Source organism: Nocardia sp. CA-107356, from assembly GCF_050946365.1.
Classification (GTDB): Bacteria; Actinomycetota; Actinomycetes; order Mycobacteriales; family Mycobacteriaceae; genus Nocardia.
The window spans coordinates 515,820-529,339 of record NZ_CP191992.1; the positions used below are offsets into that span (position 1 = coordinate 515,820).

Here is a 13,520-nt window from a genome sequence, read left to right on the forward strand (position 1 = left end):
ACCCGCGCACATAGTGGGCGGTCGCATCGAGCCTGCAGTATCGACTTCGACGGTGACCGGGGTCATAGTTCCCCGATTTCAGTATGTGCTCGAGAGAGGTGCCGACCGTGTACGACTATGTCGTCGTAGGCGCAGGGTCCGGTGGATCCGTGCTGGCCAGCCGATTGTCCGAGGACCCGCGGGTGCAGGTTGCCCTGGTGGAGGCCGGGCCGCAGGACGCCGCAGACGAGATCCACTTGCCGGTTGCCTTTCCATCGCTGTTCAAGAGTCCGCTGGACTGGGATTACGACACCGAACCGGAAGCCGGTTTGCACTTCCGTCGCGCCTACCTGCCGCGCGGGCGCGTGGTCGGCGGATGCAGTTCGATCAACGCGATGATCTATATCCGCGGGGCGCGTGCCGACTACGACGGTTGGGCCGCGGGCGGCGCCGACGGATGGAGCTACGACGAGGTACTTCCATACTTTCTGAAAGCCGAGGACAACGAACGCGGGAAGGACGCCTACCACTGCGTCGGCGGGCCCCTGACGGTGAGTGAGAGCCGGTCGAAACATCCGCTGGTCGAGGCGTTCCTGCACGCCGCCGAACAAGCTGGTCACCTCCGCAACGACGATTTCAACGGGGCTACCCAGCTGGGCGTCGGTCGCTACCAGGTGACACAGCGCAACGGCATGCGATGCAGCGCCGCGGTCGCCTATCTGCATTCGGCGGGCGACCGTCCCAATCTGACCGTGATCACCGACGCTCTCGCGCACCGGGTTGTGTTCGAGAACGGCGGTGCCGCCGGCGTGGTCATCGGCCGCGGCGGGAGCACGGAAGTGGTTCGCGCCCGGCGCGAGGTCATTCTGACCGCAGGCGCATACGGATCGGCGCAACTGCTGCTGCTGTCGGGCATCGGCCCGGCTGAACAGCTGTCGGCGTTCGGGATCGAGGTGGTCCGCGACCTGCCGGTCGGGCAGAACCTGCAGGACCATCTGTCGGTGTTCCTCAACTACCGCACCGACCGCGAGTCTCTGATGACCGCGCTCACTCCGGAAAACCTCGGCCTGCTCCAGGACGAGGGCCGAGGGCCACTGACCTCCAATATCGGCGAGGCCGGCGGATTCATCGCGACCCGAACCGGCCTCGCCGGGCCGGACATCCAGTTCCATATGGCCCCGGTGCTCTTCCACGGTGAAGGCATGGGTGCCGCGACCGAGCACGGCTACGCGTTCGGCCCATGCCTGGTCAACCCGACCAGCCGCGGTGAACTCACCCTGCGCTCCGCGGCCCCCGGCACTGCGCCGCGTATCCACCACAACTACCTCGGCACCGAAGCGGACCGCGCCAGCCTGCTAGCCGGTCTGCGCAGCGCGCTGGAGATCGCTGATCAGCCCGCACTCCGGGAGCTCACCACCGGCGAATTCCTGACTCCCGCAGGCGATTCCGATGCCGAGCTGCTCGATTTCGCGGCCCGCACCGCGCAGACGCTGTACCACCCCACATCGACCTGCGCTATCGGCACCGTCGTGGACCCGCGATTGCGCGTGCTGGGCGTGCGCGGCCTGCGAGTCGCCGACGCGTCGGTCATGCCGTCGGTAGTCCGAGGCAATACCAATGCGCCCACGATCATGATCGGAGAGAAGGCTTCGGTCATGGTCCTCGAGGACGCTGAATCGGAAGGAAACCAAGCGTGACCTCAATCGTGACGGCAACCATCGACGCCGCCGTTTCCGCACTGCGACACGGTGAAATCCAATGGTCTCGAACCGATTTGGCCGCCCGGCGTCGACTGCTGGAGCAGATCCATGCCAATACGGCGAAGCATGCGCAAGAGTGGATCGAGACCGCGGCCCGGATCAAGAAACTGCCCCTGGACTCGCCCTTGCTGGGTGAAGAATGGGTCAGCGGGCCGTACTCCTTGCTCACTGGGGCCGCCGCGCTCGCGGAATCCCTGCTGGCTCTGGAGGAAGGGCGCAGCCCGGTCGACGGATACCCGATGCGCCCGGCGCCCGGTGGTCGCACCGCCGTCGAGGTGTTCCCGCACGGCATGTTCGACGCCCTGCTGCTCAACGGATTTCGCGCCGAAGTCTGGTCGCGGCCCGGCGTCGATGCCGAATCCGTCCGCGCCCGTGCGGGATTGGGACAGCGCACACCAACCGATACCGGTGGTGTCGGTGTCGTGCTGGGGGCGGGCAATATCTTCTCGATCGCACCGCTGGACGTGCTGTACCAGCTGTACGCCGACAACAGAGTGGTGGCGCTCAAGCTCAACCCGATCACCGATCCGCTGCTGCCGGTGCTTGAGAAGATCTTCGCTCCCATGATCGAGCGCGGTTTCCTCCGTCTGATCACCGGGGGCCCGGATGTGGGATCGGCATTGGTGAACCATCCCGATGTGGACGCAGTACACATCACCGGCAGCGCAGTCACCCATGACGCCATCGTTTTCGGCACTGGACCGCAGGCCGACAAGAACAGAGCGGCCGGCACGCCCGAACTGACCAAGCCCATCACCAGTGAGCTCGGCGGCGTCTCACCCACAATCGTGGTACCCGGTCGCTGGTCGAGCGCGGACCTGCGGTTCCAAGCCGAACACCTGGCCACGCAGCGGTTACACAACAACGGGTACAACTGCGTCGCCACTCAGGTCGCGGTGATCTCCGCGGACTGGCCCCAGAAGGAGCGGTTTCTCGCCGAACTCCGCGCGGCGATCGGCCGTGCCCCGCAGCGGCCCGACTACTACCCCGGATCGGCGAACCGGGTCGCAGCCGCGCGCCAGACCTACCCGCAGGCGCAGGTGATCGGCGCACGCATACTCATCGAGGGTATGACACCGGATCGCCACGAACCCGCGCTGCACACCGAATACTTCGCCCCGGTGCTCGGCGTGGTCGAATTGCCCGGCGATCCAGCCGAATTCCTGTCGCGGGCCGTTCGCGTGTGCAACGAGGAGATCGAGGGCACGCTCGGCGTGAACATCATCGCCCACCCCGGCACGATCGAAAAACTGGGTGGACGGTTCGACTCCGCGGTGACCGAGCTGCGGTACGGCACCATCGCCATCAACGCCTGGACCGGTCTCGGGTATCTCACCGCCCGGGCTTCGTGGGGTGCGTTCCCCGGGCACTCGTTGGCCGATATCCAGAGCGGAATCGGCGTGGTGCACAACGCATTGCTGATCGCCGAACCGGAACGAACCGTGGTCCGCGGTCCGTTCCGTCCTGCACCTCGGTCGCTGCTGCACGGCGAATTCAGCCTCTCGCCGAAGCCGCCGTGGTTTGTCACCAACCGCACCGGTGCCACGACCTTGCGGCGCTTGACCGACTTCGCAAAGAACCCCGGCGTCGGCGCCCTGCCGGCGATTTTCGCCTCGGCGCTACGCGGCTGAGGACAGCGGTCGGCCGGTCCGGGGCACGCTCCGGCCCGGCCGACCGCGGTACCAAGAGGACGCCGCGCTCTTCCTGAGAAAGACCAGCACACAATGACTTACAACGACTACGACCTGCCGATGCCGAGCACGATGCAGGACGAACCTCTTTCGTTGGCGACGCTGCTGCGATACGCCACCACCGTGCACGCCGACGCCACCGTCCGCACCTGGACGGGCAGCGCGTCGCGAGTGCTGACCTACCGTGAACTCGGTGCGCAGGCGGCCCGGCTCGCCCATGCACTGACCGCGCTGGGAATCGAACGCGGAGACCGGGTCGCCACGTTCATGTGGAACAACAACGAACACCTGATCGCGTACTGTGCAGTGCCTGCCATGGGCGCGGTGCTGCATACCCTCAATATCCGGCTCTTTCCGGAACAGATCACCTATGTGGCCAACCACGCGGCGGACAAGGTGGTGATCGTCGACGGTTCGCTGGTGCCCGTGTTGGCGCAGGTGCTGCCGACGCTGCGGACTGTCCGCCATGTCATCGTCGCCAACGGAGACGCCGCGGCGTTGCACGCACCCGATGGTGTCGCGGTACACGAACTCGACACGCTGCTCGCCGAGTTCCCGCCCGTATTGGACTTCCCGGTGCTCGACGAGCGATCCGCCGCTGCGATGTGCTACACCTCCGGTACCACCGGTGACCCGAAAGGCGTTGTCTACTCGCACCGTTCGAACTGGTTGCACTCCATGCACGCGTGCACCGCAGACGGCATGGGCATCAGGGCAGGCGATCGGGTGCTGGCGGTCGTGCCCATGTTCCACGCCAACGCCTGGGGCCTGCCCTACGCGGCGCTCATGGTCGGCGCGTCGCTGGTGATGCCCGATCGATTCCTGCAGCCGTCACCGCTGCTCGAGCTGATGGCAGCCGAACGACCGAGTTTCGCTGCCGCTGTTCCGACAGTGTGGAACGGCGTACTCGCCGCGGTCGATGCGAGCCCACGGGACCTCGGCCATCTGCGAGCGGTCGTGGTCGGGGGCTCGGCCGTGCCGGCGCAACTGATGCGGGCCTTCGAGGATCGCCACGGGGTCCGCATCATCCAGGCGTGGGGAATGACCGAAACCTCGCCGCTGGGCTGCGTCGCCTGGCCCCCGCCGGAAATCGAAGGTGAGGCGGCTTACGCCTACCGGGTCACCCAGGGGCGCTTTCCGGCTCCCGTGCAAGCGCGCCTCATCGGCAACGACGGCGCGGAGTTGCCTCGCGACGGAAGAACCGTGGGAGAGTTGGAGGTTCGCGGTCCGTGGATCACCGCCTCCTACTACTCGCCGGATGCGGACACGATCGGCTCCGACGCGTTCCGCGACGGCTGGCTGCGCACCGGCGATATCGGCACCATCACTGCCGACGGCTACCTGACTCTGGTCGATCGCGCGAAGGACATCATCAAGTCCGGCGGCGAATGGATCTCCTCGGTCGAACTCGAGAACGCGATCATGGCGCATCCGGACGTCGTCGAAGCGGCGGTGTTCGGGGTGCCCGACGAGAAGTGGGACGAGCGTCCCGTCGTGGCCGCCGCGTTGCGCACCGGAGCCGAGGTCGACGCAGGTGCGCTGCGGGCGTTCTTGGCCGACAAAGTGGCGAAATGGCAATTGCCCGAACGCTGGACATTCGTGCCCGAGGTGCCCAAGACGAGCGTCGGTAAATTCGATAAAAAGGTCCTGCGCGCCCGGTACGCGGCCGATCAACTCGATATCGTGGCCCCGGATTCCGGTGCCACGCAAATGAGTTCGGGAGCCGGGCACGATGACTGAGCGCCGAATGACCTATTTCAGCCGGATTCGACCGGACCGAGGGCGAGGTTGATTTTGCACGCGACGATCACGCGTGCCATATCGAAAGCTGAATGGGGATGGAGATTGCTCGCGGAGAACTAGCTAGTCGATCTTGGCCATCACATGCTTGATGCGGGTGTAGTCCTCCAGCCCGTACATCGACAGGTCCTTGCCGTGCCCGGACGACTTGAACCCGCCGTGCGGCATTTCGGCGATCAGCGCGGTGTGGGTGTTGATCCATACGCAGCCGAAGTCGAGCGCGGCCGACACGCGGAGCGCCCTCGACACATCCTTGGTCCACACCGAGGACGCCAGCCCGTATTCGACGCCGTTGGCCCACCGGATCGCCTGGTCTTCGTCGGTGAACGACTGCACGGTAATCACCGGGCCGAAGATCTCGTGCTGGCTCAGCCGGTCATCCTGCAACAGTCCGCCGATGACCGTCGGCTCGACGTAATACCCGTGGTCGCCCTGCCGGTGCCCACCGGCCGCGACCGAAGCGTGATCGGGCACCTCACCGAGGAAGCCGAGCACCCGCTGTAGTTGGTTGGCATTATTGACCGGTGGCACCCAGGCGTCCTCGTCATCGGTGGCCTTGCCGAACGTCGTTGTTGCACTGCCGGCCTGCTCGGCCAGCGCCGCGGTCAAATCATCGGCCACCGACGCGTGACCGAGCACCCGGGTGGCCGCCGTGCAATCCTGCCCGGCGTTGAAATAGCCCGAGGCCGCGATACCCTTTGCGGCAGCAGCGATATCGGCGTCGGGGAACACGATTACCGGCGCTTTGCCGCCCAACTCCAGATGCGTGCGCTTCAGGTGACCTCCGGCCGACTCCGCGACCGCACGGCCTGCGGCCACCGAACCGGTGATCGACACCATCTTCGGGGTCGGATGCGCGACCACCGCCGCACCGGTCATCCGGTCACCGGTTACCACGTTGAGCACGCCCGGCGGCAGGTGTTCGGAGGCCAGTTCGGCCAGCATCACCGTCGTCACTGGGGTGGTGTCGCTCGGCTTGATCACCACGGTGTTGCCCGCCGCGATCGCGGGAACAAACTTCCAGATCGCCATCATCATCGGGTAATTCCACGGCGTTACCTGCCCGATGACGCCGACCGGCTCCCGGCGGATCCACGACGTATGGCCCGTCAGGTACTCGCCGGCCGACTTGCCCTCGAGTACCCGTGTCGCACCCGCGAAGAATCGAGTCTGGTCCAGCATCTGCGGGATCTCCGCGGCCAAGGTGAGGTGGTTCGGCTTGCCGGTGTTGCGGCCCTCGGCCTCGACAAGCGCGGCGGCGGCCTTCTCCAACTCGTCGGCGAAATCCAACAGCGCCTTCTGCCGGTGCGACGGCGTCGTGCGCTTCCAGTCGTCGAACGCCCTGGCCGCCGCTGCATACGCGTTACCGACGTCCTGTTCGTTGGACGCCGGGGCGGTGCCGTACTGATCGCCGGTGGCAGGATCGACGAGCGCCATCGTCGCACCGCCGACCGAGTCGACGAGCTTGCCGTCGATGAAGTTCTGGACCACGGTCATGAGGGCTCCTCGATTGCTCTGTTCAGCCGACAATTCTCTGACGTGGAACGTTCGGTCGACTTGGCATCTGGTCGCCGTCGCCTGGTACTACTTGTGCATCAACATTTCGATCTTATCGACACCGAATGCATTGAGCTTACTCCTTTTGTCGCTGTTGAGGACGATGCAGCCGGGTCCGGCGTATTTGCCGTAATTGGCATCGTTCATCTTCCACTACAACGACTTTCGGCTCCGATACAATATTGTCGTTCAAGATTCCGGAAAAGCTGTGGGCCATTGCATCGGCCTTCCATGGGCGGAATATCCTGCCCTACGTCAATTGTGGACTCGGGCCGATACCCATGGTTCGACCTATTTCGTCTCCACCCACTTTGGCTATGTCGACGCAGCGTTCGTCATCGATTTGTTGTCCGGTCGTAGGCGTTACCCGGCAGTGGCCGGTGACATGTGGATCACATGGTTCGGCATCGCCCCGACGAGACCTCGACGTGCGCTGCCGCTACTTCCCAAGCCCCTCGTAAGTTCGGCGGCCGTTGGGTACATGCCCTGGTTCGAGAGCGCCCGACAGGAACTGAAGCTGGTCGGCCAGCGCCCGCCGCTGCCATGGCCCCTGGTAGACGTCGAAGTGGTCGACGGGGTACTCGCGCAGCTGCGCTCGCGGCCCGGCCTTCCTGGCGACCCGGCGTGCCGCGCTGGGGGGAGCGACACTGTCGTTGCTGCCGACCTGCACCAGGATCGGGCATGCCACGCGGCCGACGAAGGTGATGGGGCGGTTCAGCCCGACCTCCAGTGCGGTGCGTGCACAGACCTCGTTGCGCCAGGTCGCGCCGGCCATTGAGGTGTAGCTCTGCTCGGCGCCGGGGGTGGTGATCATCGCTGCCGACCCGAGTTGCCCGACCACCGGAATGTGGTGCGGCGTCCGCTTGGTGAGGGCACGGGCGAGGTCACGCAGTCCGTGTGCGGTCGCGCGCGCCAGTTGTCCGACCCCGGCGTAACGCGCGAGCTGCACCAGCGTCGCGAGCCCGTCCACCGCGGGCGTCATCGAGACGATCGCCGCGATGCGCCGGTCCTGCGCGGCGACCGCGACGATATGACCGCCGGAGTACGACGTCCCCCACAGCACGATCCGGTCGGGGGCGACGCCGGGCAGGTGCCGTGCGACGGCGATGGCAGCGTGGTAATCCTGGCGCTGACGTCGGAACGAAACATCCTGTCGGGGCGTACCTTCGGAGTCACCGAAGCCGCGGTAGTCGAAGACGAGCGCATCGAAGCCGGCATCGGCGAACGACTCGGCGTAGCCCAGCAGGCCGGTGTCGCGGGTGCCGGCGAAACCATGCGCCATGACCACGCACGGTCGGCCGGCTGCACCGGTCAGTGCGTCGGTGCGGGCCGGGATATGCCAGGCGGCGCAGCTGACGCCGTGGCTGGTGAAGGTGATCTCGCTTTTCATTGTGATCGCCCCGATCAGGACGCCAGCTGAGCCGGCTCGGCGGGGGTGAATGTCAGGGCTTTGTCCTCGACCGGGCCCTCGCGTAGCCGCTCGACGTCCTTTTCGTAGGCCATCTCGACCGTCCACGGGCCGCTGGTACCCGCCCGTGGGAACTGCGAGATTCCCCGTTGGACATAGCCCGAACTCAAATCCATCAGCGGCACCCGTTCCATATGCGGATCGTCCAACACCGGCTCGACGGTGTCGTGGCCACGGGAGTCCATGTAGTCGAGCAGGCGACAGAAGTGCTCGCAGACCAGATCCACCTTGAGCGTCCAGGCGATATTCGTGTAGCCGGTGGCGAACACGAGGTTGGGGACACCGGAGAGCATCATCGCTTTGAAGACCGTCGTATCGGGCAGATTTACCTGCCGCCCGTCGACACTGAACCGGACCTTGCCGAAGGGCGACATGTTCAGACCCGTTGCTGTCACGATGATGTCGGCGGCCAATTCCTGGTTCGACTCCAGCAGGATGCCGGTCTTGGTGAACCGGGCGATCCGGTCGGTGACCACCGAGGCTTGCCCGGCCGAGATCGTCTTGAACAGATCCCCGTTGGGCACCATGCACAACCGCTGCTCCCACGGGTTGTAGCGCGGGGTGAAATGGGTGTCGACGTCGAAGTGCTTGGGCAACTGCCGGCGCACGTTGGCGATCAGCAGCCTGCGCATCAACTTCGGAGCGCGCTGGCAGGCCTTGTAGATCCCGCGAGTGAGCAGGACGTTCTTGCGCCGGACAATCCGATATGCGCGTTCGTGGCCGAGGACTCTGTTGAGCGTGTTGGCGATGGCGTCCACCGCCGGAGTCGAGAACACGTAGCTCGGCGAGCGCTGCAGCATCGTGATGTGGTCCGCCTTGTCGGCCATCGACGGGATGAGCGTGACGGCCGTCGCGCCACTGCCGATCACGATCACGCGCTTGCCCGTGTAGTCCAGATCCTCCGGCCAGTGCTGCGGATGGATCACTTCGCCCGCGAAGTCGTCGATACCGGTGAATTCAGGGGTGAAGCCGGCCTCGTAGTCGTAGTAGCCGGTACCCAGGAACAGGAATCGTGCGGTGAATTCTGCGGTCTCACCGGTGCCGGAACGCTGGGTGGTGACGGTCCACCGCTGCTGCGATGAGGAGAACGCCGCGGCGACCACGCGGTAGCCGAACCGGATGTGCTCGGCCAGCCCGTTCTCGGTAACGGTCTGCTGCAGGTAGTCGAGGATGATGTGCCCGTCGGCGATCGCTTTGGGGTGTGTCCAGGGCTTGAAGCCGAATCCGAAGGTGGGCATGTCCGAGTCCGATCGGATCCCGGGGTACTGGAACAGACTCCAAGTGCCGCCGATCGAGTCGCGGCCCTCCAGTACCGCGAACGACGTGCCCGGGCGGCGGGTTTTGAGGTGATAGGCGGCACCGATACCGGAAATCCCGGCACCGATGATCAGTACATCGAAATGCGTGGTTTGCGTTGTATTGGTGGTCGTCATAGTCACTGATCTCTCCTGGCCACGATGGGCGGCGTTGTGATGTGGTTCACGGTAGGTCTGCTGGTACCTCGTGCGGCATGTCCAGCTGCCTAGTCTTTGCATCGGAATGTGTGCGGTGGCACACTCGAATACATGAATGGCGAGCCGTTGGCCGAGGTCGTAGCGCTCATGGGAGATGTCGCCGAGTTGATGCTGGCCGACCTCGACGAGCTCGTCGCCGAGATGGATGCCGCCGAGATCGAGCTGACGCCGGCGGTGGGCGTCGACGCGGCGCTCGTGGCGGATATGTCGGCGAGTAACCGCGCCAATGCCGCGCGCCTGTTGACCATGTTCGCCCGTCGCGAGGGCCGGGCGACCCCGATCGACGTGCCACCCGAGGCACTGGACGTCGCCCGTACTGTCGCACGGCGCGGTATCGACCTCGATGTGATCTTCCAGTCCTACCGGCGCGGGCAGAACATCGCGTGGCAGCACTACCTGGCCCATGCCATCCGCGTCGTCCCGTCGGGTCCGCTACTCGTGCGGCTGCTGGAGGTCTCCTCGCAGCGCATGTTCGAGTACGTCGACCACGTGATCGGCCGTGTCATCGCCGATGCGCAGCGCGAGCGCGAGGAGTTGCTCGGTGGTGCGCTTGCGCGGCGCACCGAGACAATTCGGCTGATCCTCGACGGCGCCCCGATCGACAGCCGCAGAGCAAGTGAGCGTCTGGGCTACGAGCTCGCCCGGCGCCACACCGCGCTTGTTCTGTGGACTCAGTGGCCGGGCGAGGTGCAGGGTGTTCTGGAGTCCAGCGCTGCCATCCTGGCGCGCGCCGCCGGTGCCCGGCCCCCGCTCACGCTATCCGCTGGAACGTCCACGCTCTGGGCATGGTTGGGTACCGACTCCGATCCTGCATTGGACGCACTGCCCGACGCGATCGACCGGGCACAACCCGGCGTCCGTGTCGCCGTGGGGCCCACTCGCCCCGGCATCGCAGGCTTCCGGCTGTCACATGCTGCGGCGATCGACATCCACAGTCTGCTCGTCGGGCATCCGGGTGGTGCTCGGCTCGCGTTCTACCAGGACCTGGAGGTCACCGCGCTGGCCGCCCAGAACCACGACCGCGCAGCCGAATTCGTCGCGACGACACTCGGCCCGCTCGCCGCGGACACACCCGGCGCGGCGCGCCTACGCGAGACCCTGCGGGTGTTCCTCGATGAAGCCGAGAACGGGCCCCGCGCCGCCGCCCGCCTGCACACCCACCGAAATACGGTGCTGCAGCGAGTCGCTCGCGCCAGCGAACTGCTCGGTCACCAGCCCGGCGAGCGCCGGCTGGCAGTCGAACTCGCGCTCGAGCTGGCCCACCAGATCGGTCCCCGGGTCCTGACCCGCGGCTGACGCATCGGTGCCGCGACCGACGCGCTTGCAGCCGGCATCGAATGTGTGTGCCCGCCAGTTGCGAGCCGACGAGCACCACCAGTGCATCGATCGCTCGACCAGACCTGGGTGAAATGCGGAGGGTCAGGATGCGACCGGAAGATCGAGGCTGGCCAGGAGGTCGATAACGCGGCTGTTGAGGTCGTCGCGGATCGGTCGCACCTCGGCCACCGGTAGCCCGGCCGGGTCGTCCACGACCCAGTCTTCGTGCCTGATGCCGGGCACCAGCGGGCACACATCGCCGCATCCCATGGTGATGATGACGTCGGCGGCCAGGATGATCTCGTCGGTCCAGGTTTTGGGGAACTCGTGGGAGATGTCGATGCCGACCTCGGCCATGGCCGCGACCGCTGCCTGGTTCAGCGCACCGCTCGGCTCCGACCCGCCGGACCAGCCCAGCGCCCGTCCCTGCACGTAATGCTCGAAGAAGCCCAACGCCATCTGCGAACGCCCGGCGTTGAACGTGCACAGGAACAGCACCACCGGGATCGCGTGCTCGATGCGGCCCTCCACCTTGGCCCGAGCGTGCAGTCGCTGCCGGGCGAAGCGCTCGGCCAGCAGCGGCAGATATAGGTTCACCGACGCCCGCGCCCCGATCTCCTGGTAGGAGTCGTGGAGGAAGTGGTGAATCGTGTTGGCATCGAACAAGATTGTGAATTCGCGGTGCAGCCGCCGCTCGGCATGGGCGAGCGCCGTGGCGTGCACGATATCGAGGAGTCGGTAGGCCGGGGTGATCTCGGCGTATCCGGCCCGGTTCGTCCGCTCGGGCGTATACACGTTAGTCAGCGTGACACCGTCGTTCCGACGCGGCAACCGAACTGGGGATGAACCGAATCGAACCCGCAGACCACAACGCGGCGTACCAACGACGACATCGCTCGGTACGGCATACAGCGCGAAAATCGTTAGTGCAGAGAATCTTTCGCCGAGATGGTGCGATTACGCACAATCCGACGCCTACCGTCGCGCTCTGCGGGGACATTTCCCGGCACGGTAAGCCGGTGATCGAATTCGGCTGCTGCACATACCAAGGCGCGGCCGAGCATGGCGGGATGGGCTGGGCCATCGTCGATTTCGACGCCGATTCGGATCCCTCGACGGTAATTACGTTGGCGACGAGGACGAGCAGGTCCGCTACCACCGCGAGTTCATGGAAGTCTTCGAAGAGGAGAGTGTGGACACCGCATTCCGCTGCACCTTTGCGGGCTACACCTCTGACGTGTTGTCCGCGAGTGACCTCCCCGGGTGCCGGAACCGAAGTTCGCGACCACGACCGTCACGCTCGGGCGTGTGGTGCCCGATTCACGACCGAACGCGGCCCAGATCCACGATCAGAACCATTACATGCGTTGCGGATTCCGTGTGCTTATCTGTTCGGTGTGAAGTGGACGGTGATTCGGAGTGAAGTCGTCGACCTGCTCGCATGGATCGCAACGCTGACCGGAGCCGTGGGGGTCGTCTTGCACTTCGATCCGCGGTGGCTCTACGTTCTGGTCCCGTCGTCGTTCCACATAGCGGTCTTGGCTGCGTCTGGCGCGCCGTACCTGATGAGCTTCGCGCTCGTTGCGGGAGTGGCGTTCATAGCCAGGCGGCACTGGATCGGTGCGGGCGTGGCGATCGTTGTCTTCGCCACCGCGGTGTGGACTCAGGCTCCGCTCTATGTAGGCCGCACAGGCGGCGGCGACGGACCTGCGGTGATGGCGATGCAAGCCAATCTTCTGTTCGACGGAGCTGATCCCACCTCGCTGGTCGACGAGGTGCGTGCGCGGAACATCGCTGTGCTCACCGTCAATGAGCTCACGCCGGCGGCAGTCGAGGGTCTCGGCCGGGCGGGGCTCGACCAGTTATTGCCGTACCGATATCTCTCCCCCGGAAAGTTCGCGACCGGGACAGGGATCTGGAGTAGCTATCCGCTGTCCGACACTGTCGAGTACGACGGGTTCGTACTGAACCAGATTTCAGCGACGGCCAGCGTTCCGGGTGTCGGGCCGGTCACGGTGTATGCCTTCCATCCGGTACCGCCGATATTCGGCACCCGGGTCTGGGCCGACGAATTGTCCCGCCTGCACGGAATTCTCGAGCGGTCGCCGTCGGATCGGCCGGCGATCGCCGGTGGCGACTTCAATGCCACCTACGATCATTCGCAGTACCGCGCGATGTTGTCCGGGCGTTTCGACGACGCCGTAGTACAAGCGGGTGCCGGACATCTGGTCACATATCCGACCGACAAGTGGTTCACGCCCCTGGTCGGTATCGACCACTTCCTGGTTGCCGAGGGTCGTGCGGTCGAGGTGGAGACGGTAAACCTACCGGGCGCGGACCATCGCGCCCTGGTGGCGCAGATCCGCCTCGACCGTGGAAGGCATTAGGGCGCGGGTATCACACCCGCGAGTCGGTTTCGGTGCTGGACCGCTAC

The 13,520-nt window shown here is 65.6% G+C and carries 9 protein-coding genes; 5 read left to right on the top strand and 4 right to left on the bottom strand.

Going from position 1 to position 13,520, the window contains the following annotated elements:
- Positions 1-107: 107 nt before the first annotated feature.
- The 3 genes from ACQP1G_RS02340 to ACQP1G_RS02350 all read left to right on the top strand — a co-directional run bounded on the left by ACQP1G_RS02340 (position 108) and on the right by ACQP1G_RS02350 (position 5,170).
- The gene (locus tag ACQP1G_RS02340) at positions 108-1,676 is read left to right on the top strand and encodes a GMC family oxidoreductase (protein ID WP_433197889.1); all 1,569 of its coding nucleotides are present in this window, start codon (positions 108-110) and stop codon (positions 1,674-1,676) included.
- Complete coding sequence (locus ACQP1G_RS02345; protein WP_433197891.1) at positions 1,673-3,370, top strand: aldehyde dehydrogenase family protein; 1,698 nt, start codon at positions 1,673-1,675, stop codon at positions 3,368-3,370. Before ACQP1G_RS02340 ends, ACQP1G_RS02345 begins: the two co-directional genes overlap by 4 nt.
- 120 nt (positions 3,371-3,490) lie before the next feature.
- Entirely contained in the window at positions 3,491-5,170 is a 1,680-nt protein-coding gene (locus tag ACQP1G_RS02350) for a long-chain fatty acid--CoA ligase (RefSeq protein ID WP_433208030.1), read from the top strand.
- 123 nt (positions 5,171-5,293) lie between these two features.
- On the opposite strand, the gene ACQP1G_RS02355 is transcribed toward ACQP1G_RS02350, so the two are convergent.
- The 3 genes from ACQP1G_RS02355 to ACQP1G_RS02365 all read right to left on the bottom strand — a co-directional run bounded on the left by ACQP1G_RS02355 (position 5,294) and on the right by ACQP1G_RS02365 (position 9,688).
- Positions 5,294-6,727, bottom strand: coding sequence for an aminobutyraldehyde dehydrogenase (locus tag ACQP1G_RS02355; protein ID WP_433197893.1), 1,434 nt, complete (start codon positions 6,725-6,727; stop codon positions 5,294-5,296).
- A gap of 499 nt (positions 6,728-7,226) precedes the next feature.
- A complete protein-coding gene (locus ACQP1G_RS02360; protein WP_433197895.1) occupies positions 7,227-8,177 on the bottom strand; it encodes an alpha/beta hydrolase in 951 nt (316 codons plus the stop codon).
- A gap of 14 nt (positions 8,178-8,191) precedes the next feature.
- Entirely contained in the window at positions 8,192-9,688 is a 1,497-nt protein-coding gene (locus tag ACQP1G_RS02365; RefSeq protein ID WP_433208033.1) for a flavin-containing monooxygenase, read from the bottom strand.
- Positions 9,689-9,820: 132 nt separating this feature from the next.
- Here ACQP1G_RS02365 and ACQP1G_RS02370 point away from each other — a divergent pair, with 132 nt between their 5' ends.
- Positions 9,821-11,065 (top strand): PucR family transcriptional regulator, encoded by a 1,245-nt coding sequence (locus ACQP1G_RS02370; RefSeq protein ID WP_433197897.1) that lies wholly within the window; start codon positions 9,821-9,823, stop codon positions 11,063-11,065.
- A 123-nt stretch (positions 11,066-11,188) separates the two neighbouring features.
- Here ACQP1G_RS02370 and ACQP1G_RS02375 read toward each other — a convergent pair whose 3' ends face one another.
- Positions 11,189-11,839 carry an arsenate reductase ArsC gene (locus ACQP1G_RS02375; protein WP_433208036.1) on the bottom strand — a complete coding sequence of 217 codons (651 nt, stop codon included), beginning with the start codon at positions 11,837-11,839 and terminating at the stop codon, positions 11,189-11,191.
- Positions 11,840-12,495: 656 nt separating this feature from the next.
- Between ACQP1G_RS02375 and ACQP1G_RS02380 the strand changes: the two genes are divergently transcribed.
- Entirely contained in the window at positions 12,496-13,473 is a 978-nt protein-coding gene (locus ACQP1G_RS02380; protein ID WP_433197899.1) for an endonuclease/exonuclease/phosphatase family protein, read from the top strand.
- The last annotated feature ends 47 nt before the right edge of the window (positions 13,474-13,520 follow it).